This is a genomic window from Psychrobacter sp. Marseille-P5312 (assembly GCF_900291405.1).
GTDB classification, from domain to species: Bacteria; Pseudomonadota; Gammaproteobacteria; order Pseudomonadales; family Moraxellaceae; genus Psychrobacter; species Psychrobacter celer.
The window spans coordinates 991,172-1,012,754 of record NZ_OLML01000001.1 but is presented as its reverse complement, the minus strand read 5'-3'; the positions used below and the strand labels follow the sequence as shown (position 1 = coordinate 1,012,754).

General features: G+C 49.3%; 19 protein-coding genes. 10 read left to right on the top strand and 9 right to left on the bottom strand.

Going from position 1 to position 21,583, the window contains the following annotated elements; all coding sequences use genetic code 11:
• Nucleotides 1-41: 41 nt before the first annotated feature.
• The 6 genes from C6W44_RS04380 to C6W44_RS04355 all read left to right on the top strand — a co-directional run bounded on the left by C6W44_RS04380 (nucleotide 42) and on the right by C6W44_RS04355 (nucleotide 8,378).
• Nucleotides 42-1,343 (top strand): efflux RND transporter periplasmic adaptor subunit, encoded by a 1,302-nt coding sequence (locus tag C6W44_RS04380; protein WP_105244379.1) that lies wholly within the window; start codon nucleotides 42-44, stop codon nucleotides 1,341-1,343.
• Nucleotides 1,340-4,438 carry an efflux RND transporter permease subunit gene (locus C6W44_RS04375; protein ID WP_105244378.1) on the top strand — a complete coding sequence of 1,033 codons (3,099 nt, stop codon included), beginning with the start codon at nucleotides 1,340-1,342 and terminating at the stop codon, nucleotides 4,436-4,438. The genes C6W44_RS04380 and C6W44_RS04375 overlap by 4 nt, the downstream gene beginning before the upstream one ends.
• 369 nt (nucleotides 4,439-4,807) lie before the next feature.
• Nucleotides 4,808-5,812 carry a DUF1852 domain-containing protein gene (locus C6W44_RS04370; RefSeq protein ID WP_105244377.1) on the top strand — a complete coding sequence of 335 codons (1,005 nt, stop codon included), beginning with the start codon at nucleotides 4,808-4,810 and terminating at the stop codon, nucleotides 5,810-5,812.
• A 45-nt stretch (nucleotides 5,813-5,857) separates the two neighbouring features.
• Nucleotides 5,858-6,886: a methionine synthase gene (locus C6W44_RS04365; protein WP_105244376.1), complete on the top strand. Its 1,029-nt coding sequence runs from the start codon at nucleotides 5,858-5,860 to the stop codon at nucleotides 6,884-6,886.
• Between the two features lie 103 nt (nucleotides 6,887-6,989).
• On the top strand, nucleotides 6,990-7,493 hold the full coding sequence (locus C6W44_RS04360) for a flavin reductase (protein WP_192995414.1): 504 nt from the start codon (nucleotides 6,990-6,992) through the stop codon (nucleotides 7,491-7,493).
• A 66-nt stretch (nucleotides 7,494-7,559) separates the two neighbouring features.
• A complete protein-coding gene (locus C6W44_RS04355; protein WP_105244374.1) occupies nucleotides 7,560-8,378 on the top strand; it encodes a sulfite exporter TauE/SafE family protein in 819 nt (272 codons plus the stop codon).
• A 178-nt stretch (nucleotides 8,379-8,556) separates the two neighbouring features.
• On the opposite strand, the gene glmS is transcribed toward C6W44_RS04355, so the two are convergent.
• The 7 genes from glmS to hisF form a co-directional block, all read right to left on the bottom strand.
• Nucleotides 8,557-10,401, bottom strand: coding sequence for a glutamine--fructose-6-phosphate transaminase (isomerizing) (glmS, locus tag C6W44_RS04350; protein ID WP_105244373.1), 1,845 nt, complete (start codon nucleotides 10,399-10,401; stop codon nucleotides 8,557-8,559).
• Between the two features lie 165 nt (nucleotides 10,402-10,566).
• Nucleotides 10,567-11,943, bottom strand: a complete 1,377-nt coding sequence (glmU, locus tag C6W44_RS04345) for a bifunctional UDP-N-acetylglucosamine diphosphorylase/glucosamine-1-phosphate N-acetyltransferase GlmU (RefSeq protein WP_105244372.1) — start codon at nucleotides 11,941-11,943, stop codon at nucleotides 10,567-10,569.
• A gap of 134 nt (nucleotides 11,944-12,077) precedes the next feature.
• A complete protein-coding gene (locus C6W44_RS04340) occupies nucleotides 12,078-12,668 on the bottom strand; it encodes a phosphatidylglycerophosphatase A (protein WP_105244371.1) in 591 nt (196 codons plus the stop codon).
• 3 nt (nucleotides 12,669-12,671) lie between these two features.
• Nucleotides 12,672-13,700 carry a thiamine-phosphate kinase gene (gene thiL, locus C6W44_RS04335; RefSeq protein WP_105244370.1) on the bottom strand — a complete coding sequence of 343 codons (1,029 nt, stop codon included), beginning with the start codon at nucleotides 13,698-13,700 and terminating at the stop codon, nucleotides 12,672-12,674.
• Between the two features lie 2 nt (nucleotides 13,701-13,702).
• The gene (gene nusB, locus C6W44_RS04330) at nucleotides 13,703-14,629 is read right to left on the bottom strand and encodes a transcription antitermination factor NusB (RefSeq protein ID WP_105244369.1); all 927 of its coding nucleotides are present in this window, start codon (nucleotides 14,627-14,629) and stop codon (nucleotides 13,703-13,705) included.
• A gap of 295 nt (nucleotides 14,630-14,924) precedes the next feature.
• Nucleotides 14,925-15,455, bottom strand: coding sequence for a 6,7-dimethyl-8-ribityllumazine synthase (gene ribE / locus C6W44_RS04325; RefSeq protein WP_105244368.1), 531 nt, complete (start codon nucleotides 15,453-15,455; stop codon nucleotides 14,925-14,927).
• A gap of 116 nt (nucleotides 15,456-15,571) precedes the next feature.
• Nucleotides 15,572-16,354 (bottom strand): imidazole glycerol phosphate synthase subunit HisF, encoded by a 783-nt coding sequence (gene hisF / locus C6W44_RS04320; RefSeq protein ID WP_105244367.1) that lies wholly within the window; start codon nucleotides 16,352-16,354, stop codon nucleotides 15,572-15,574.
• A gap of 188 nt (nucleotides 16,355-16,542) precedes the next feature.
• On the opposite strand from hisF, the gene C6W44_RS04315 reads away from it, so the two are divergent.
• The 3 genes from C6W44_RS04315 to C6W44_RS04305 are packed head-to-tail and all read left to right on the top strand — an operon-like array spanning nucleotide 16,543 to nucleotide 18,995.
• Complete coding sequence (locus C6W44_RS04315) at nucleotides 16,543-17,712, top strand: homoserine kinase (protein ID WP_105244366.1); 1,170 nt, start codon at nucleotides 16,543-16,545, stop codon at nucleotides 17,710-17,712.
• A gap of 50 nt (nucleotides 17,713-17,762) precedes the next feature.
• Nucleotides 17,763-18,086, top strand: a complete 324-nt coding sequence (locus C6W44_RS04310) for a hypothetical protein (RefSeq protein WP_227526354.1) — start codon at nucleotides 17,763-17,765, stop codon at nucleotides 18,084-18,086.
• Nucleotides 18,087-18,995, top strand: a complete 909-nt coding sequence (locus C6W44_RS04305; RefSeq protein ID WP_105244365.1) for a class II glutamine amidotransferase — start codon at nucleotides 18,087-18,089, stop codon at nucleotides 18,993-18,995. It begins immediately after the preceding gene.
• 33 nt (nucleotides 18,996-19,028) lie between these two features.
• On the opposite strand, the gene C6W44_RS04300 is transcribed toward C6W44_RS04305, so the two are convergent.
• Entirely contained in the window at nucleotides 19,029-19,586 is a 558-nt protein-coding gene (locus C6W44_RS04300; RefSeq protein ID WP_105244364.1) for a YchJ family protein, read from the bottom strand.
• A gap of 44 nt (nucleotides 19,587-19,630) precedes the next feature.
• Nucleotides 19,631-20,347, bottom strand: a complete 717-nt coding sequence (locus C6W44_RS04295; RefSeq protein WP_105244363.1) for a metal-dependent hydrolase — start codon at nucleotides 20,345-20,347, stop codon at nucleotides 19,631-19,633.
• Nucleotides 20,348-20,461: 114 nt separating this feature from the next.
• Between C6W44_RS04295 and C6W44_RS04290 the strand changes: the two genes are divergently transcribed.
• A complete protein-coding gene (locus tag C6W44_RS04290) occupies nucleotides 20,462-21,535 on the top strand; it encodes a DUF3025 domain-containing protein (RefSeq protein ID WP_105244362.1) in 1,074 nt (357 codons plus the stop codon).
• The last annotated feature ends 48 nt before the right edge of the window (nucleotides 21,536-21,583 follow it).

Sequence of the window (21,583 nt, the reverse complement as noted above, 5' to 3'; positions counted from 1 at the left end):
CTGTTTTATCTTATGATGGCTTGTATTGATAGAGACTACCCATGAATGATTCTGACAAGACGCACCCAAAACCCGTAAACGAGACAGAGCTACCGCCGTACCGTCAACCCAGTACGCCCGCAACCGTTTCAGCAAAACCGCCTTTATGGCTGTGGCCGGTATTGGTGGTGGTACTGGTATTAGGTGTCTTATTGGGAAGATATTGGGGTGCTGATAAGACGACGGCGACGGATACTCCCACTACGCCTAACGCGTCAAGCAATAAGGTAGGGGATAAGGCGGCCAGTGACGCGCAGGCGGTGCTATCAGTTGAGATAGTAATGCCTAGCCAAGATACGATTGGCAATACCTTGAGCGCCGACGGTACGATTAGTGCCAAAGATACGGCCAATGTCAGTGCCAAAGTCAATGGCGTGGCTGTCGAGCGCGTCTTGGTGGAGGAGGGCGACCGCGTCAAAGCAGGCCAAATGCTGGCGGTGTTTGATACCGATGCGATGGAGCAGCAGGTGTTGCAAGCCGAAGCCGACGTGGCCGAAGCCGAAGCCACCCTTGCCAATGCCAGTGCCGATGCCGCACGGGTCTTACCTTTGATAGACATCGATGCCATTAGTAGGCAAGAAGCCGATCGCTATCGCACCTCTGAGGTGCGTGCTAGAGCGTCTTTGCAGGCGGCAAAAGCGCGGCTCAACAGTCAGCGTTTGACCTTGGATAACGCTAAGGTCGTCGCGCCAGTCAGCGGCGTCATCAGTGACAAAATGGTGGAGGTCGGCATGGTCGCAGGCGGTGAACCGCTATTTACCATTATAAAAGGCGGGGTATTAGAGTGGCGCGCAGATATCGATCCAAAGCTTGTTGGGGAAGTCACTGTTGGCACGCCTGTGCGTGTCAGCCTGCCAGGAGGCGACTCTGTGATGGGGCAAGTCAGTCGCATCGCGCCGACAGCGGACAACAATCGCCAAATCACCATCTATGCTAGCCTAGCGGCCAACGCAAAAGTACGCGCTGGCATGTATCAAACAGGCGAGTTTTTATTGGGTAGCAGCAACACCCAAACCATTCCTAACAGTGCGGTGGTCAGCAATGATGGCTATGACTATGTGATGATGGTCACACAAATCCGCACCGACCACGCAGCGCAAAAAACAGGCCGTATCAAGCAGCAGCGTGTGAGTTTGGGTGAGCGTCTCGGCGATAGTGTGGCGGTCACAGAGCCATTGCCGAGCGACAGTCAAATCGTCAAGCAAGGCGGTAGTTTTTTAAACGATGGCGACTTGGTGCGCATCGTCGATGGTTTGAATCAATCCAATAATAACGCTGATACAGCTTCGCAGGCGCGCTCATGAGCCTAAATGTATCTGCTTATTCGATTAAAAATCCGTTGGTCGCTATTTTGCTGTTTGTACTGCTGACGTTGGGCGGTATTTATGGCTTTATGCAAATGAAGGTGCAGCAGTTCCCTGACATTGATTTGCCTGCCGTGGTGGTGACCGTCACCCTGCCTGGCGCGGCACCTACCCAGCTCGAAAACGACATTGCCAAAAAAGTCGAAAATAAGCTGACCAGTATCGAAGGTGTCAAGCATATTCGCACCACCTTGCAAACCGGCGCTGCCACCATGGTCACTGAGTTTGTCTTAGAAAAAGACATCCAAGAAGCGGTCGATGATGTACGCTCAGCCGTCGGTGAGGTGCGAGGGGATCTGCCAGCCGCGGCCAATGATCCGATTATTACTAAGGTCTCAACCGCAGGGTTTCCGGTGGTGACTTATTCTGTCGCTGCAGAAAATATGAATGTGGCAGATCTGTCTTGGTTCGTTGATGATACGGTCACCAAGCGTTTATCTGATATCCCTGGTGTCAGTACCGTTAGCCGTATCGGTGGCCTGCAGCGTGAGATCACCGTAGCAGCGGACCCGATTGCGCTCAGTGGTTTAAAGTTTCCTATCTCTCAGCTATCGCAGCAAATCGCTGGGATTCAGCAGGACAGCTCAGGTGGTGAAGCCGAGGTCGGTAAAACCACGCAAACCATTCGCGTGCTTGGGGCGGTCGAGCGCGCAAGCGACTTAAACGACCTACAAGTGGCCGTGCCGACAGGTGGCACGCAAGCGCTTGGACGTATGGCGCAAATCACCGATGGTGCTGCTGACCCAAGTTCGATTGCTAAGCTTGATGGGCAGACGGTGGTGGCGTTTAACATCACCCGCTCGCGCGGTGCCAGTGAGGTCGAGGTCATGGAGCGCGTCGATGCCGAGCTTGCCAAACTGGCGGCCGATACGGGCAATATCAGTATCGAAAAAGTCTATGATCGAGCCACCCCTATCGCCGAGGATTATCAAGCATCACTGCGTATGCTGATAGAAGGTGGACTATTGGCCGTCGTGGTGGTGTTTTTATTTTTGCGCAATATCCGTGCGACCATTGTCGCAGCTGTGGCGTTGCCATTGTCCGTTATTCCTACCTTTTTGGGCATGTATCTGTTTGGCTTTAGTCTCAATATTATTTCCTTATTGGCATTGTCATTGGTGATTGGGGTGTTGGTCGATGATGCCATCGTAGAGGTCGAAAACATCATTCGTCATCTGCGTATGGGCAAGACGCCTTATGAGGCGGCGATGGAAGCGGCTGATGAGATTGGTCTGGCAGTCGTTGCTACTACCTTTACCTTGATTGCTGTATTTTTGCCGACGGCCTTTATGGGCGGTATTGTTGGGCAGTTCTTCCGTCAGTTTGGCTGGACAGCGGCTTTGTCGATATTTGCGTCCTTGATGGTAGCGCGACTGATCACGCCGATGATGGCAGCTTACGTACTGCGGCCAGAAAAAAATCGCGTGGAAAAACAAAGCGCGCTGATGGATTGGTATCTTAAGATTGTTTCATGGACCTTACGACAACGCTGGATCACCATCGGCGCAACTTTGGTGCTGTTTGTCGCTTCATTGATGCTGGTGAAGTTGCTACCGACCTCCTTTATTCCTGACAATGATATCGATCAGACGCGTGTTGAGATTGAGCTGACGCCAGATGTGGCGCTCGAAGATACCGAGCGCGTGGCAGCGATGGCCAGTGAGCGTATCTTGGCCATGCCCGAAGTGACCAATATCTTTACCTCGGTAGGGGAGGCGCAAGCTGCTATGGAGCCTAGCTCTGGCGGCAAAGCCGAAAATATCGCAGGGCTAGATATCGTCCTTGCGCCGCGAGCAGAGCGTATCTCTAAGCAAGAGATTGAGCGCAAAATTAGTCATCTGCTCGCGGAGGTACCTGGCGCACGCTTTACCGTTGGTCTATCGAGCGGCGGCGAGACGGGCTATAACTTTTCTTTGACCAGTACCAATCCAGAGGTGCTAGAGCAGACCGCCCAGCAGATTATGACTGAAATCCGAGCGCTGCCCAGCGCCGGCGCAGTGACCAGTGACCGTAGCCTGCCGAGGCAAGAGCTTACGGTCATGCCTGACAGACTGGCAATGGCAGATAAAGGCGTCACCACGCAAGATATCGCCACCACGCTACGAGTGGCGACGGTCGGCGACTATGAGCAGCGCTTATCTAAGCTTAATCTCGATACTCGGCAGATTCCTATTGTGGTGCGACTGCCTGATGTCGCCAAACAAAACGTCAGCCAATTAGAAGGCCTATACGTGCCAAGCGCGCTGCCTGCAGGACAAGGGGTACGCGTGGGCGAGGTGGCCGATCTAAACTTTGGGACAGGCCCGGCCCAGATCAACCGGCTCGATCGTGAGCGCGCCATTAGTATTACTGTGCAGCCTTCTGATGGTGAGCTTGGCGACTTGGTGCAGGCGGTCAAGTCGGTACCAGCGATGCAGACGCTGCCGCCATCGATTACCATCATTGACCAAGGTCAGGCAGAAAACATGGCAGAGCTGTTTAGTGGTTTTGTCATTGCCATGTCGGTCGGTGTGGTCTGTATTTTGGGCGTGCTGATCTTATTATTTGGCCGTATATTGCAGCCCTTTACCATCCTGATGGCGTTGCCGCTTTCGATTGGCGGTGCGTTTGTCGGCTTGGTCATTACCAATAGTAGCCTGTCGATGCCATCGATGATTGGCTTTATTATGCTCATGGGTATCGCCACCAAAAACTCTATCTTATTGGTGGATTATGCCTTGATCGCTCAGCGCCGCGGCTTGGCTCGTTTTGATGCCATCATTGATGCTTGTCGCAAGCGTGCGCGCCCAATTATCATGACGACCATCGCCATGGGCGCAGGGATGCTGCCTTTGGTATTTGGGTGGGGCGATGCCGATCCGACGTTCCGTCGCCCGATGGCCGCAGCTGTGTTGGGCGGCCTTGTCACCTCGACACTACTAAGCTTGGTAGTGATTCCGGTGGTATATACATTGATGGATGATCTATCGGGATGGTTTGCCAAATGGTTGACGCCGAGTGGCAAGCCGCAGTCGAGCACTGATAAGCACACTTAAATAAGGATTTTTTCGGGCTTACTTGGCTAAGTTTAGTCGTTCTAAGTGCCTATTGTTACCAATAAAGCGGCAAAAAAGAGTTCTGCCCTCCACTCGAGCATCGCTCTCGCATTGCGAACGGACAAAGCAGTGTCTTTTGTGAAGGTTTGACACGCCCTAGAGGTGAGCAAGACAATTGAGCTGAGGGTGCCAGTGATTGACCTCTTATAGCCGCTCACTTAACCTGCATAGATGAATTAAATTCATCTTATCTTTAAATAACATCGTTTTTATTCATGTTAGGTTCAAGGTATGATTCATCCCATACACAAATTAGCTTTTATCTGAGGCCTCGAGACGAGAGCTATCAGAGTAGTAAAGGGGACTATCATGACTCAGCCATTTACCTATACCATATCTAGCATACGTTTTGATGAACACTATCAGCCTGCCGATAGCACACGCCTAACGACCAACTTTGCCAATCTAGCGCGCGGCGTAAACCGTCAAGACAACCTTTGTAAGACACTGACAATGATAAACAATCGTTTTAATGCCTTGGCGCATTGGGATAATCCCAACGCCGATCGTTATTCGGTAGAAGTGGATATCATCTCAGCTGACTTAGACGTGGCAGGCGACGGTCATACTTTCCCCAGTATCGAGATGCTACAAACCACGATTGTCGATCACAAGGATAACTCCCGTATCAGCGGTATGGTCGGCAATAGCTTCTCATCCTACGTGCGCGATTATGACTTTAGTATTGTGCTACCAGAGCATTTCGAACAAAACCCAGGCACACCGCCCGCAGACAGCTTTGGTGTGCTGCATGGTAAGCTGTTTCAGCATTTATTGCGTTCAGAGGCTTACCAATCTCAGTTTGATAAGCAGCCGGTGATTTGCTTGAGTGTGTCCAGTAAGAGAACCTATGTGCGTACGGGCAACCAGCATCCGGTATTGGGCGCGGAGTACCAGCAGGATGAGTATTCGTTAACCGATGATTATTTCCATAAAATGGGTCTTACGGTGCGCTACTTTATGCCGACAGGAAGCGTAGCGCCATTCGCATTTTATTTCGCCGGTGATTTGCTCAGCGACTACAGTGATCTTGAGCTGATTAGCGCGATTGCGACGATGGAGACGTTCCAGAAGATTTATCGCCCTGAGATTTATAATGCCAACTCCAGAGCAGGCGCGGTCTATCAGCCCAGTCTCAATTACCAAGCCTACTCAAAGACGCAAGTGGTGTATGACCGTGAGGAGCGCAGCCAGCTGGCAGTGAAGCAAGGCAAGTTCACCGAAGAGACATTTATTACGCCTTATCAAGATATCCTAGATGAGTGGGCAGCAGGCTTTGCGGTAGACAAAAGCGCTGATGAACAAGTGGCTTAATAGAGCTTTAGATATTAAATATTACGATACAAAAGATGAGATAACATGCATATATTATTACCGACCTCAACCGCTGGCAGCTTGCCCAAACCCTCATGGCTGGCCGAACCTGAGAAAATCTGGTCACCTTGGGCATTAGAAGGTGATGAGCTGATAGAGGCAAAACAAGACGCCTTACGTCTGACCTTACAAGAACAGCAACATGCAAGGATAGATATCGTCAGTGATGGCGAGCAAACCCGCCAGCATTTTGTGACTACATTTATCGAACACTTAGACGGCGTCGATTTTGAAAACCGTAAAACCGTTAAAATTCGTGATCGCTATGAAGCAAGCGTGCCATCAGTCGTGGGTGCGGTGAGCCGTCAAAAGCCAGTATTTGTGGACGATGCAAGGTTCCTACGCGCGCAAACCGATCAGCCGATCAAATGGGCGCTGCCCGGCCCGATGACCATGATCGATACGCTGTATGATGGTCACTACAAGAGCCGTGAAAAACTGGCATGGGAGTTTGCTAAAATTCTCAATCAAGAGGCCCGCGAGTTAGAAGCAGCAGGCGTGGATATTATCCAATTCGATGAGCCGGCGTTTAACGTCTTTTTCGATGACGTCAATGATTGGGGCATTGCGACACTAGAGCGTGCTATAGAGGGACTTCAATGTGAGACAGCAGTACATATCTGCTACGGTTACGGCATCAAAGCCAATAACGACTGGAAAAAAACGCTGGGCTCAGAGTGGCGTCAGTATGAGCAAGCGTTTCCTAAATTGCAGCAATCTAATATCGATATCGTCTCATTAGAATGTCAAAACTCGCATGTGCCCATGGATTTGATAGAGCTCATCCGCGGTAAAAAAGTGATGGTTGGTGCAATCGATGTCGCCACTAATGATATTGAAACTCCTGAGGAGGTAGCCGATACGCTACGCAAGGCCTTACAGTTTGTCGATGCGGACAAGCTGTATCCCTCGACCAACTGCGGTATGGCGCCGTTGTCTCGTGAGGTCGCACGCGGCAAGCTACATGCGCTGAGCGCTGGTGCGGCAATCGTGCGGCAAGAGCTGAGCGTTTAGCAAAACTTAACAAGTTTTGGCTTGTTTAAGCTTATGAGTGGCCTCAGTTAACAAGGTACTTATAGATTTAACGTTTCTCAGGATTGTAGTAATGATAAAAGATATGATTGAAGCCACTGATTTTAGAGATGCCATGGCGCTATTGCCCACGGCGGTCAATGTGATCACCACCAATGGTTCGTCAGGCACTCATGGGTTTACTGCCTCGGCGGTATGTAGCGTCACTGATACACCGCCGACACTGCTGGTGTGTATGAATCAAGCGGCGCGCTCGCATGGGCATTTTGTAGATAATAAAGTTTTGAGCGTCAATGTGCTTGGTGCCCAGCATGAACACTTATCCAATGCTTTTGCTTCTAAACTAAGCTCAGATGAGCGCTTCGAGCAAGGAGTTTGGACTGAGCTTGTGACAGGCGCGCCTATCCTGAAAGATGCGCTAGTGAGCTTTGATTGTGAGATTGAGCACATTCAAGAAGTGGGTACGCATAGTGTGCTGATGTGCCGAGTGGTCGCTATCAAACCTCCAGAATCCCCAAGCGGGCAAGATGAGAGTTTAGTGTATTTTAACCGTGCTTATCATTACGTCGGTCAAGTTGAGCTTGTATAAGTCATAACTGGCATTAATATAGAGCACTTGCTCAGAAAATAAATCTATATAAGAAGACACTATCCCGTGGAACTAATCATTTTTTTAATCATAGGTGCACTAGCAGGTTTTGCGGCCGGGCTTTTCGGCGTGGGCGGTGGCACCATTATCGTACCGCTGTTATTTATCGTCTTTACCCAAATGGGCTACGATGCCGATACCATTATGCATCTGGCTTTGGGGACGTCGCTTGCGACCATTATCGTCACTTCGATCAGCTCGCTGATGGCGCATAATAAAAAGGGCGGCGTCATGTGGCCAGTCTTTAAAAATCTAGCACCTGGTTTGGCGCTAGGGTGTTTTTTGGGAGCAGGGATAGCAGGGCAAATATCAGGGTTATATCTGCAGCTGATTGTCGGGGTGTTTTTACTGTGGGTCGCTTATAGAATGTTTACCGCTGGTAAAAGACGTACACATATGAGTGATGCGAGTCATACGCCTGTGGCATTACCGTCTAAACCCAAGCAACTTGCGGCAGGTGGTGTTATTGGTGTGGCTTCGGCCATTTTTGGTATTGGCGGTGGCAGCTTAACGGTGCCGTATCTCACCCGTTATAATGTGGTCATGCAAAAGGCGGTAGGCACGTCGGCGGCGTGTGGTTTGCCTATTGCCATTGCTGGTGCGCTCGGCTTTATGTTCTTTGGTATGCAGCAGCAAGTTGATGTACCCAATACCATTGGCTTTGTGCATATTTATGCCTTTTTGGGCATTGCGAGTATGAGCTTTTTTACCGCTAAAGTTGGGGCAAAAGTCGCTCATATGCTCTCACCGCCACTGTTAAAGAAGTGCTTTTCGGTATTGTTATTCGTAGTGGGACTTTATTTTCTTTATAAAGGGTTGGTTTAGAGAATGATATTTGTATAATAGGGCGTGTTCTCTTTAGAATGAGAACACGCCCTATTCATATTATTTTGGCTAACAACGTTCGCTAAACCCTTTGCGACCTAGTAATGCTAGACAGCAAAGTATTTAGTGTTATATAATGGTTTAATTCATAAAAAACATTTAAAATCAATAAGTTGTATCATTCAACCGTCACTGATTTTGCGAGGTTACGAGGCTGGTCGACATCTGTGCCGCGCATCACGGCCACATGGTAGGACAGCAGCTGCACAGGTATGCTATAGACAATGGGGGCCAGTGTCTCGCAAACCTCAGGCACATAGACCACGTGCATTCTATCTTCTGCAACCATCTTGCTCTCTTCACTGGCGAAGACAAACAGCTCGCCATGGCGCGCATGCACCTCTTGCATGTTGGCTTTGAGTTTATCAAACATACTGTCTTTTGGCGCGAGCACCACGATTGGCATGTCTTTATCCACCAAGGCTAATGGGCCGTGTTTTAGCTCGCCGGCGGCATAGCCTTCAGCGTGGATATAAGAGATCTCTTTTAGCTTCAATGCGCCTTCTAGTGCAATAGGAAATTGTAAACCGCGACCTAAAAACAAGCAGCTTTTCTTATATTCAAAATGCTCGCTCATGACTTTGATCGGCGCATCGAGGTGTAAGCTGGCATGCAGTTGGCCACGCAGCGCTTGTAATTTCTCTAGCAGCGTGCTCAGTTTCTCGTCTGTCATGCGCGCTTGGACGGCGCCTACCTTTAACACCAGCAGCATCAAGGCGGCCAGCTGAGTGGTAAAAGCTTTGGTGGAAGCGACACCAATCTCAGGGCCCGCCAGCGTCGGCAAAAAGATATCGGTCTCGCGCACCAAAGACGACGTCGGTACGTTGCACAGTGCCAAGCTCACAAGACCGGCTGGGGTGTGTTTTTGAATATCGCGTAGCGCCGATAAGGTATCGGCTGTCTCACCAGACTGCGAGATGCAAATGACCAGTGTGTTATCGACGACGACCGGATTGCGGTAGCGGAACTCACTAGCCACTTCGACTGAGCACGGCACACGAGTTAGACTTTCAAACCAGTACTTTGCCACCAAACCTGCGTGATAACTGGTACCACAAGCGATGACTTGGACCTGTTTAATGCCTTTTAACAGTGCTTCATGGCGCTGTAAAAAATCATCACGCAGCTTAGATGGTGCATCGCTATCTACTGCCATCTCAATGGTACGAGCAACTGCATCTGGCTGCTCGTAGATTTCTTTGAGCATATAATGTCTGAACTCGCCTTTATCGGCATTATGCTGGGCGGCGTCAATCTCATGTATTTGACGTTTTACTTTTACACCATCTGCATATACGTCAATACTGTCGCGTGTCAGCTTGGCGATATCGCCTTCTTCTAGATACATAAAGCGGTTGGTCACGGGCAGAAGTGCTAGCTGATCGGACGCGATAAAATTCTCGCCGATCCCCACACCGATGACCAATGGCGAGCCTAGACGCACGGTAATCAGCTCGTCTGGGCAATCGATATGCACAATGCCAAGAGCAAAAGCGCCGTGCAACATAGGAATGACCGCACGCACCGCGTCTAATAAGTCAGATGTGGTTTTATAGATATCATTGATTAAGTGCGCAACGACCTCGGTATCGGTCTGTGAGGTAAACTCGTAGCCTTTTGCTACCAGCGTTTCTTTAAGCTCGGCATAGTTTTCCACAATACCATTATGCACCACCGCGATCTTACCAGAGATATGCGGATGGGCGTTGCGCTGGGCAGGCTCGCCATGTGTCGCCCAGCGGGTGTGGGCAATACCGATATGACCATCAAAAAATTCAGGATTGACGGCGACGGCATCGACTAAGGCTTGTACCTTGCCCACTTGGCGTTCGCGATGCAGCTCGCCATCACGAATGACCGTTAGGCCAGCGGAGTCGTAGCCGCGGTATTCTAAACGTTTTAGTCCTTCAAGTAAGATATTGGCGATATTACGCTCAGCCACTGCTCCAACGATTCCGCACATAATTATTCCTTAAATTTTATGTTCTCATACCATGTGATTTGAAAAGATGCCAATACATGGATAATCATTAATCTGTCAATATAAATAAGCAGCACCACAAATTATTGTCGTACTGCCTTAGTGGTCTTACTATCGTTTTTATCGAGTTGACGATCACCGCCGTCTTTATTTTTTAGTTGGACGCTGAAAGTTCTCTTTTTGCGTTTGCCGAGCGCGGCCAAACGCTAAGGCACTAGCATCGACATCCTTGGTAATCACCGAGCCTGCCGCTACAGTCGCTGTATCACCGATGGTAACCGGCGCCACCAAGCTGGCATTGGAGCCGATAAAGGCGTTGTCCTCGATGATGGTTTGTGACTTATTGGCACCATCATAATTACAGGTAATGACACCTGCACCGATATTGACGCCTGTTCCGACAGTCGAGTCGCCCACGTAGCTTAAGTGATTGACTTTGCTGCCCTGACCGATGGTGGATTTTTTGATTTCGACAAAATTACCGACCTTGCTCTGGTCTGCTAGTACGCTTTCAGGACGCAAATGCGCAAAAGGCCCGACATCGACACCAGCGCCAATCTTGGCATGATCAATGACGCAGTAGGGTTTGATATGACAAGCATTGCCGATATGAGCGTTTTTGATGACGCATCCTGCCTCGATATAGACATTGTCGCCTAAGGTACAATCACCCTCAAACACCACGCCAACATCGACAAACACATCTTGACCGGCGCTTAGGGTTCCTCGAATATCGACACGACTAGGATCGGCAAACTGCACGCCGGCTTCTTGTAAGTCGGCGACTAACTTTCCTTGCCACGTCCGCTCTAAGCTGGCGAGCTGCTGACGGTTATTGACGCCTTCAATCTCAAAGGTATGCTCAGGCTCGATCGCAGCGATGGCGATACCATCGGCCACGGCCATCTTGACGATATCTGTCAGATAGTATTCTTGTTGGGCATTGTCGTTTGATAGTTTCGGCAAGTATTTATGAAGCAGGGCATTATCGACGCAGTAAATGCCGCTATTGATCTCTTTGATGGCTTGCTCATCAGCGCTGGCATCTTTTTGCTCAACGATGGCTTCGATATTACCGTTGTTGTCACGTTTGATGCGACCTAGCCCAAACGGGTTATCTACCGTTAGCGTCAGCATCGACATGCCATCGGTGTTGGCCGACTTTAATGCGGTTAACGTCTGGCAACTGACCAATGGTACATCACCATAAAGAATCAGACTTTGACCGTCTTTTGGCAAATCAGACAGCGTGACCTTGACCGCATGCCCGGTCCCTAGCTGCTCAGTTTGCGCCACCCAAGTAAAGGCTGACTGGGCATACTGGGTGGTGATTTCAGCTTTGACTTGCTCGCCGCCAAAACCATGCACGATGATGGTCTCATCGGCCGTCAGCTGGTGACAGGTGTCTAAAACGTGAGCGAGTAAAGACTTGCCAGCCAGTGTCTGCAGGACTTTGGGTTTGGCCGACTGCATACGTGTGCCTTTACCCGCTGCTAGGATAATTACCGAAAGAGGAGAAGTCATAATGGCCTACAAATGTAACAAGATGTGATTTGAATTATAACGTAAATGCGTAACCAACCAAACTGCTAAGTCGTGACATCTTTGTAACGTCTTATTTGCAGCGTCACGAAATGTGCTAACGACTCATAGCAGCATCAGTTAGCAAGTGATAATACGCTACTATAAAGAACAATCCAAACAATTGCCGCCATGATGCCTGCGATAATGTCATCGAGCATGATACCTAAGCCACCGGCGACTTTTTTATCTGCCCAGCCGATCGGTGGTGGCTTGATGATGTCAAAAAAACGAAACAGGATAAAGGCGATAAGAAGCGCGATGAGAGAAGAAGTTTGGCTGATATTTTGCCAAAAACTGCTATCGGCAACGCCCATATAAGACATCGGTAGCAAGGTGAGCCACATACCCGCCCATTCATCCCAGACGATATGCGGGTTGTCGTGACCGCCCATCAGAGTGGAGGTTCTGCCGCATATTGAGTTACCAACGACACAAGACAATATAGTGATTATCAAAAACGGCAAAAAGCCGAAACTCATAAGCGGTATCGCGACGAGTAGCCCGCCCACTGTCCCCCATGTGCCAGGGGCACGGCGCGGCAGGCCACTACCGAGACCAATACCGAGCCAATAAACCGCACGATCGAGCGTGCTGGCCGTGGCAGGTAGAGGTGGGCAGTCATTGACTTGCCGGATATCAGGCTTAGATAGATCATGATCGGTCATGGATTAACCTGCAAAGTGTTGGTAACCCGTCAGCGTGGGCCATGTGGCAAAAGGGGCAGGGTGCGTCGGTGTTACCCGCTGTCCTTGATAATACAGCTCAGCATGCACGTTGGTTGCCGTATCTGCCTTGGCCAATGCTATCACCTCGCCAATACAAGTCACTGGCGTGTCACTGATATCGTTGACGGGTGGCTCGATATCAGCAGGTAAAGTAAAAGCCAGCTCATAGTCGTCGCCACCTGCCAGCTGGCATAGTAAGCGCTCAGATATATCCACGCTCGCTAACGCTTGGCTGGTTGGTAGCTGCTCTAAATCAAGACGTATGCCAACGCCACTTTGCTCGCAGATATGCCCAAGGTCTTGATACAGACCATCAGAGATATCGATCATCGCTGTGGCGCCCACTTTGGCCAGCGCGGCCCCTAAGGTGATACGCGGCGTCGGCATGTGCAAGCGATGCGCCAGCGCTATGCCTTGGCTGCTATCAGGATGCTGCAGCGCATATGCGGCATCCCCAAGCGTGCCTGATACATAGACTTTATCACCGACTTGCGCGCCTGAGCGATAGACGGCTGGTGTATCAGCGGCTAAAAACCCTTGCGCGCTAACGCTTAACACTAAGTTATCGCTGCGCGTGGTATCACCGCCTATCAGGGTCACGCCAAAGAGCTGGCAGGCATGAAACAAACCCTTGGCAAATTCAGTGAGCCAAGCCTCAGTCGCCAAGCGCTCAGGCAATGCCAGCGCCAGCAAAATACTGTGCGCCGCCGCGCCCATCGCAGCGATATCTGAGACATTGACCGCGACTGCTTTATAGCCAATTTGAAAGGCTAATTGATTTACTTCATCCCAATCGGCGCTAAAATGCCGCCCTTGAACGAGAGTATCAATGCAGCTGACCAAGCGCGCGCCTGTAGGTACGTTCATCACCGCCGCGTCATCACCGATGCCTTTTTCGACGTCCGTTGCCGTGCGTGCTGGCGATATTTGCATCTGTGCAAAGATGCGCTCGATCAGCTCAAATTCATTCATGGTTATTCTTTACTTTTTTCGTCTGAATTGACAAGGTTTGAATCATGTAGCCCAACATCGGCGGCAGTGCTCTCAGGGGTAGGCGTGGCGGCTGCCTCATTATGTCCTTGCGCACTGGCTTTTTTGCTGGCTCTATAATCACTGATATTTGCTTGAGCCTTGTTAGCACGTGGCCGTTTAATGGCTTTATTGGCACTGATACGAGGTTTGCCAGTTGTGGCCGGCGTCTCGCTGGTGTCGTCAGCGTTAGTGACAGCCTTGGTTTCATCAGTAGTTTGCGGCTGCGGCTGTGCGGCGGGTCCAGCGGCTTTTTGTGAGCTGCGGCGGTTGGCCTTGATATCGGCCTGTACTTCGAGGTCACGCAGATCTATGGCCATTTTATCGAGCACCGCGTTGATTAACTTGTGCGCGTCAGTGGCGCCAAAGTGATTGTTGAGCTTCATTGCTTCATCAAGCACCACTTTATAGGGAATCTCAAGACGGTTTTGCAGCTCATAAGCACCAATCAACAAAATCGCGTGCTCAACAGTATCGAGCTGTTCGACTTTGCGGTCAAGGTGTTGCTCAATTAAAGCGTCCAGCGTTTCGATTTGCTCTGGGATATCGCGCATCATTTCGTGATAGTAGCCAATGTGTACGGTATGCATAGCGTTCGTGGCACGGGTACGCGCGGCGATATCGTGAGGGGCGTTGTCTTTCCAGCCAAGCTTATCTGTGGTCTCAAAACGGCGATCGGTCACTAGCCACTCATACAAGCCTTGCATCGCAAAGCGGCGCGCCTTACGTACGGCAGTATGGGTCGTCTTATAAGTCGACTCACTCATATCGAAGTTTTGTTCCTCACTGCTAGCACCCGCTTTATCAGTAGGATTGCTAGTAGTTTTTGCCGTCTTTGCTTCATGGATAGCGCGTTTGAGTTGGTCAGTCATGAAAAATACCTAAGGTTTAAACAAAAAGTTTAACTAAGTGAATAAATAGCCAATAAAATGTTAAATAGTAGTCGATTGGCAACTTTGCCAGTCCGTTGTGGCGCTTAAGCGCCATGACTTTTGACCATAGCGCCTATTAAAAGTGTTTGTAAAAGTACTTATTGAAAACTTGAAACGTTATTCTTGGTTTAGCATGAGCGTTTAAAACCCGCATTCGAGGCAGTCTTTGCCATGTCAACCTAATCATAAAAAGCTCTACGTAAAGAGCTGTATGATAATGCTTTATCTTTTAAACCTAAGCATCATCACTAGTATCATAGTCATCATCAACGTCTAGCTGCGAGAGTACCGCTAGCATCTCAAGGACGACCATCGCCGCTTCCGAGCCTTTGTTACCCGCTTTGGTGCCTGAGCGCTCAATCGCCTGCTCGATGCTGTCGGTGGTGATGACACCGTTGGCGACAGGGATATTATAATCAATCGCAACGCTGCTCAGACCTTTGGCAGACTCGCTAGCGACAAAGTCAAAATGTGGCGTGCTACCACGGATGATCGCGCCGAGCGCAATGATGGCATCAAAACGATCTGACTCAGCGGCACGCTGGGCAACGAGTGGTAGCTCAAAGGCACCTGGCACACGAATCACAGTGATGTTGCTGCCCAATACGCCATGACGTAATAGGGCGTCGATAGCACCGTCGACTAATGACTCAACGACAAACCCATTAAAACGGCCAACGACGATACCGATACGCGCCGCTTCGTTTTGATGCAAGTTACCATCGATGTGGGTAATATCATTGCGCTGCTGCTGTAAATTTGACATAAAAATATCCTTTGATTTTATTAATTGTTAAATAGTGATTGAACAATGAAAAAGGCTAAAATAAGTTGTTGACTATGATAGCATTTTTTTGCGCTCATGGTTGACTTAAGCGCTTATTATAAACGCATTTCAATCCCGCGCGCTGCCATGTATTGCTTGGCCTCTTGTACGCTATACTCACCGAAGTGAAAGATGCTGGCTGCGAGTACCGCATCGACGCCGCCTTCAAGTACGCCATCGACTAAGTGCTGTAGATTACCGACACCGCCTGAAGCGATAACCGGAATGTTGACCTGATCGGTAATATGCTTCATTAGCGCTAAGTCATAGCCTTTTTTGGTACCATCACCATCCATCGAGGTGACCAATAGCTCGCCTGCGCCAAGCTCTGCCATTTTACGTGCCCAAGCGACGGCATCGATCCCGGTAGGCTTGCGGCCACCATGAGTGAAAATCTCCCAGCGTGGCACTTTTATGCCATTGATGTCGATATCGGCAACGCGCTTGGCATCGATGGCGACGACAATACATTGATTACCAAATTTCTGCGCAGCTTCACCGACGAATTCAGGTGTAAAAACCGCGGCTGAATTAATCGCCACCTTGTCCGCGCCAGCATTGAGCAGGTTACGAATATCGCTAATTTTACGCACGCCGCCGCCAACTGTGAGCGGCACAAACACCGTCTCTGCCATACGCTCGACGGTATGGTAAGTGGTATCACGCTCATCGCTGGTCGCCGTAATGTCCAAAAAAGTAATCTCATCAGCGCCTTGTTCGTTGTAGCGCTGTGCTACTTCGACAGGGTCGCCCGCGTCTTTGATATCGACAAACTGTACGCCTTTGACCACGCGGCCATTGTCCACGTCCAAACAAGGAATGATACGCTTTGCTAACATAGGGTCTTTCACCTTATAATCAATTCAACCATAAGCGCTAGTCTAGCAAAATCGCTGCCATATCAGGCAGGTTTTCACAAGATTATTATGCTATTTATGATGGTTTGCTGATACGCGGGACGATTATTGTCATTAGCGTCCAGATTTATTCTATTTATCTTCTTATCCAATTGCCAAAGTGAGATGTCATGTCCGTCTATACCCAGTTAACTGATGATCAATTTGCCGCCTTTTGCCAGCGTTTTGGCGTGTCATTTGCCCGCGCCATTCCAATTACCCAAGGCATCAAAAACTCTAACTGGTTTATTCAAACGACGGACGATGTCGATGGCGCGCATGCTTATGTGTTTACTTTGTTTGAAGAGCGCCCGCCAGAAGACATCGAAAAAATGGCAGTGATATTAAATCAACTAGATGGCAAGCTGCCGGTCGCTGCCCCGTTGGCATTGGTAGAATTAGATGCTGATGATAATACTGATACGGAAAAACGCTATGTCATTCATTATGAAGACAAGGCGATCACCTTGGTGCCGTGCTTGTCTGGCGCGCATCCGCAAGAGACCACGCCTGCGATGTGTCATGAGATTGGCGCGGCGTTAGCGATGCTGCATGAAACCCTGCAAGCGCTACAACCGGCACAAGACTACGGCGTGCCCCTCTATCCGTGGAGCGAGGTGCGCGACCGTGAAATGCAGTTTATGCCCGGCGATGAAGCCAAGCTCATGCGCGATATTTGGCAAGCTTATTCAAATCTACCTCTGACCGACTTACCAAAAGGCTTGTGTCATCTTGATATGTTCGCTGACAATACGCTATGGGACTTGACTAAAGGGCAGGAAAAGCTAACAGGTCTATTAGATTTTACTGAGGTCAGTGTCGAGCACTATGTGATGGATATCGCCATTACCATCAATGATTTTTGTACCACGTGGGGCGATGCTGAGCAAGGCGAGCTGGTACATTTTGATCGTCGTAAGATGGCAGCGTTTTTAGAAGGATATGAGTCAAAACGCGCGCTAAACCGCGATGAAAAACGTGCGTTACCTGTTATGCTTGCCAAAGCGGCGGTGATTTTCTGGCTTTTACGTCTTAATGTCATTCATTATAACCGTACCGAAGGTCGGACGGGTGACAATATCATGGTGAAAAATCCTGACCTTATGAAGCGTTTGGCCGCTTATCACTGGGCGCATGTCGAAAAAGCGCAAAAGACGGTATTTGTCTTATCAAATGATAAGCGCGACAATCAACTCATAGGTATATTTAGTGATATTACCCACGCTGAGCAAGCGCGTGCTACTTTAAGTAATAGTCGTGAGTTGAGCATCAAAGAATATACGCTCGATCAATTGGCGTAAGTTTTTTTGCTCAATACCATTTTTTGCATCCAAACCACAGAGGCGACCCTATGACCGATCAAGTTGATAACTGGCATAAACTGGCACGCTATGACACCAATATGCAAGGTGAGCTGCATGCCAATCTACTGCGTAATAATGGCATCACGGTGTCCTTGCAGCCGCTAAGCGCGATGCCAGGGATGAACTCAGGTATCGTACTGTGGATACAAGATACCGAGCTTGCGCATGCCAAACGTATCTTGGACAGTATCGATACCGAAGGCGCGACGCCCTATGAGATGTTTGATGAAGGAGCAGAAAATGGCGCAAGCGCGACTGTACATCCTACAAAAAACGACGACCATAACGACAATCATGATGGTGATCTATAAATGTGCCAGCTCTTAGGAATGAACTGTAATACCCCAACCGATATTGGGTTTAGCTTTGCAGGGTTTCGTCGTCGCGGCGGCATGACGGACAGCCATGAGGATGGTTTTGGTATTGCTTTTTTTGAACGTAGCGACTGCACCAATAATGGCGAGATGGCAAACGACTCAACGGGACTACGCTTGTTTCATGACAATCGCCCAAGCCATCTGTCGCCAGTGGCAGATTTGGTCAACAATTACCCGATCAAAGCCATGAATGTCATCGCCCACATTCGTAAAGCCACGCAGGGACAAAACTGTCTGGCAAATACCCATCCTTTCGTGCGTGAGGTCTGGGGCGAGCAGTGGGTATTTGCCCACAACGGGCAGATGAATAGTGAATTTATCAAGCGCTGTCAGCGTCTGCAAGACAATGGCAACGCCTCGCACTGCCAACCTGTCGGCAGCACCGACTCTGAAATGGCGTTTTGTTATCTGGTCAATCGCTTAAAAAGCACTTTTAAAACCCGTCCTGATGACCAGACGCTGTTTAACTTTTTGACCACGCAGTGCCGTTATTTGTCGGCCAACGGTTTGTTTAATTGTCTAATCTCCAACGGCCGCTGGCAATTGGCGTATGCCGGTAGCTTATTGTTTTATCTCACCCGTCAAGCGCCATTTGGCGAAGCGAAACTGGCGGACGATGACTTGGCGATTAACTTTAGCGATGTCACCACCGATACCGATAAGGTGACGATTTTGGTGACCGTGCCATTGACTGAAAATGAAAACTGGCAACAGTTGGCGGTCAATGAATGTCTGATATTCTCTGAGGGTGAGATTATTTATAAAGACAGCCCAAGCCAGCGTAAGTTTTTGACCATTGACGAAGGGATTGCAGTAGCACGGGCGGTTGGGGCCAGTGTATAGCGCTGGCAGGCACTGTATCGGTTTTACAGTGAATTAACTATATAATCCACAACAACGCTTAAACTTCTCACCTGAGCCACAAATACACGGCTGTTTCTGTGTGACAGTCATAAGAACGGTCGGGTCGAGAAAATACCAACGCGCATCATGATGGGCTTTATTTACTACCTTTATAAAGGCCGACAACTCGTGATGCGCTTGCAAGCCATTAGGCGTTCTAAAATAAGCTTTAAATTCAACCTGCGCGTGCCGTTTGCCAAGCTTTGCTCTGTGTTCTACAACCTCTAATCCTGCCCAATCGGTCTTAGTGGCCCATTCCTCAATTGCTGTCACATCAAGTAAGCTTTGCTGCGCGGGTAGTGTGGTTTTGACGATGTATTCTGGCTTGATAAGCACAAAAGCACTATAACGCGTGCGCATCAGACGCTCCGCCGTTTCTGCCTGTACGCCGTCAGTTTTATCCGCTTCTTTATTTAAAACGCTGTCATGATAAGGCTGACAGCAGTCTTTATAAAGTAGGGGCGCGGTGGTGGTTTCTGACGCGGGGTTGATTTGGCAAGGGCAGGTTTGGAGGGCGGCAGAAGTCGACATAGTGTACTCTCATTATTTATCATTTTTTGCTGGTAGAGGCGGCCTTAACTTAGCCAGCCTTTTATCAATTCTGGCCATAGACCGAGCTTAAGCTTTGCCCAAGCTGCAGGATCACTGACCTGCTGCCAAAAGGTGTCAAACGGCGGCGCTATATATAACAATAACGCCAAAATAACGTATAGCAGCAAATACCACCATTTGTCTTTATGCTGATAAAACTTCATCGCCGTACCCGACGAGCGCTTCATTTTCATATTGGACAAATTGACGCTATACAACTCATCTAGAGCCAAATGCACCATCGCACCGCCAAATAAAAACAGACCATAAAACCAACTGGTTGTCAGCGGTAGATGCAGACCATAATAGCTTAGACAGGTTAACCCCAGTCCAAGTATCGCCATATAAGGCACAGAATGGATAACGCCGCGATGTACGGTCATGGTGGTAAAGATATGAAAGATCACATAACGCATAAAACCATAACCCGCCAGCCATAATGCGATCAATGCGAGCAAGCTCAAATCACTACGCCAATGCATGACCAAGCCAAAGGCAAAGACAAACGAGGTAATATTAAAACCCAGCTTAATCGGTGTTGAATTATCTGAATCCAAATCTGGTAGCAATCCACCAATGGTACCAAGCGCCACGCATACTAAAAACCCTGAATCATCAATCAATCCAGCTTTATAAACCGTCAAACTCAGGGTGCCGCTGACCATAAAAGCGACATTTAAGTGGGTATTAAAATTTGCCATAAAAACTCATTAATAAATAGCGCGCGAACACAGCGTTTCGAGCTGGCCGTCTAGCCGTAAAAAAGCGCACCATGATACCATAAGCCGCCCATCGCCCATGAGAGATAGTTTGATATGACTGCCAGTAACCTGCCTCCTTTGCATCGTTTAGATGCGCGTTTTGACAAGCCTTTGCCAAACGATTCGTCTATACAGGCGTCAACCGTAGCGGCAAGTAGACTTGATGATAGCTTTGCCCAGATTGACTGGCGTGCGCCGTGGCTTGGGCATGTGCAGCAGTTAGATGCCATTAGTCAAGCCATCACTCGGCTTAGTGCGGCGAGTAACTGGAGCATGGAGCGCGCTGATACTCAAAGCTCTGCTCCTGAGACTCAAGTCCTTGATATCAGCCGCACCCAAGACACGCCAGACATCATCGCGAAAGTATTAAATACCGCATTGCATCAGCAGGCAGCAGCCTTGCAGCAGCAACTACCGCACACCAAGCCTGCATATAACCATAAGGCGCAGACTTTACAGTTTGTCTCGCAAGACGCGCTGCCAGAGGGCGAGGCTTACGAGAGCTTCATCGGCAGTACGGGCAATATCCCGACGCGTGATAACTTACACGACTTATTTAACGGCAGTATTTGGCTGACTTTTCCTAAGACCAAAGCCCTGCTAAACCACTATCATATGCTTGAGATTGAGCAGCAAGGGGTCGGTGCCAGTCGAGGGCGGGTGCGCGATACCATCACTGTGTTTGATGAAAACGGCGCGGTATTGGTTACCGCCAATCCTAGTATTGGCGAGGCGTTGATTGGCTTTGACTGGCAGGGCAGTTTGGTACAGCCGCGCACGCAGTGGGATGACCCTACAAGTCCTAGTCCAAACGCGCAAGCGGTGGTTTATATTTTTGGTCATGCCCTCCTTGAGCAATTGATAGCGCCGCGTAAGCCCTTGTGCGCGCATAGTGTGGTCATCAGCGTCGGCCAAGATTTCTTTGCCTTGTCAACGCAGCAGCGCATCGCCTTTTTGGATGATAAATTGGCTGATTATATGAATGGATTACTATCAAAGGACGCAGTCACACCGCGTCATTTATCGCCATTGCCCATTTTAGGTGTGCCGCATTTTTGGGCCGAGAATGAAGATTCTCATTTTTATGATGATGCATTTGTGTTTCGTAGTGGTCGCCGTAAAAAATAATAAAAATGGATTTGGCTAGCCTCTCATTAATAACTCGCTAACACATTG

Coding starts and splice junctions, on each gene's coding strand:
- C6W44_RS04360 (WP_192995414.1), top strand. CDS start 6,990: ATGATTGAAGCCACTGATTTTAGAGATGCCATGGCGCTATTGCCCACG.
- C6W44_RS04380 (WP_105244379.1), top strand. CDS start 42: ATGAATGATTCTGACAAGACGCACCCAAAACCCGTAAACGAGACAGAG.
- C6W44_RS04295 (WP_105244363.1), bottom strand. CDS start 20,347: ATGGCAAATTTTAATACCCACTTAAATGTCGCTTTTATGGTCAGCGGC.
- C6W44_RS04315 (WP_105244366.1), top strand. CDS start 16,543: ATGTCCGTCTATACCCAGTTAACTGATGATCAATTTGCCGCCTTTTGC.
- C6W44_RS04305 (WP_105244365.1), top strand. CDS start 18,087: ATGTGCCAGCTCTTAGGAATGAACTGTAATACCCCAACCGATATTGGG.
- C6W44_RS04365 (WP_105244376.1), top strand. CDS start 5,858: ATGCATATATTATTACCGACCTCAACCGCTGGCAGCTTGCCCAAACCC.
- C6W44_RS04300 (WP_105244364.1), bottom strand. CDS start 19,586: ATGTCGACTTCTGCCGCCCTCCAAACCTGCCCTTGCCAAATCAACCCC.
- C6W44_RS04310 (WP_227526354.1), top strand. CDS start 17,763: ATGACCGATCAAGTTGATAACTGGCATAAACTGGCACGCTATGACACC.
- C6W44_RS04375 (WP_105244378.1), top strand. CDS start 1,340: ATGAGCCTAAATGTATCTGCTTATTCGATTAAAAATCCGTTGGTCGCT.
- C6W44_RS04290 (WP_105244362.1), top strand. CDS start 20,462: ATGACTGCCAGTAACCTGCCTCCTTTGCATCGTTTAGATGCGCGTTTT.
- C6W44_RS04340 (WP_105244371.1), bottom strand. CDS start 12,668: ATGACCGATCATGATCTATCTAAGCCTGATATCCGGCAAGTCAATGAC.
- hisF (WP_105244367.1), bottom strand. CDS start 16,354: ATGTTAGCAAAGCGTATCATTCCTTGTTTGGACGTGGACAATGGCCGC.
- C6W44_RS04370 (WP_105244377.1), top strand. CDS start 4,808: ATGACTCAGCCATTTACCTATACCATATCTAGCATACGTTTTGATGAA.
- glmS (WP_105244373.1), bottom strand. CDS start 10,401: ATGTGCGGAATCGTTGGAGCAGTGGCTGAGCGTAATATCGCCAATATC.
- ribE (WP_105244368.1), bottom strand. CDS start 15,455: ATGTCAAATTTACAGCAGCAGCGCAATGATATTACCCACATCGATGGT.
- nusB (WP_105244369.1), bottom strand. CDS start 14,629: ATGACTGACCAACTCAAACGCGCTATCCATGAAGCAAAGACGGCAAAA.
- thiL (WP_105244370.1), bottom strand. CDS start 13,700: ATGAATGAATTTGAGCTGATCGAGCGCATCTTTGCACAGATGCAAATA.
- glmU (WP_105244372.1), bottom strand. CDS start 11,943: ATGACTTCTCCTCTTTCGGTAATTATCCTAGCAGCGGGTAAAGGCACA.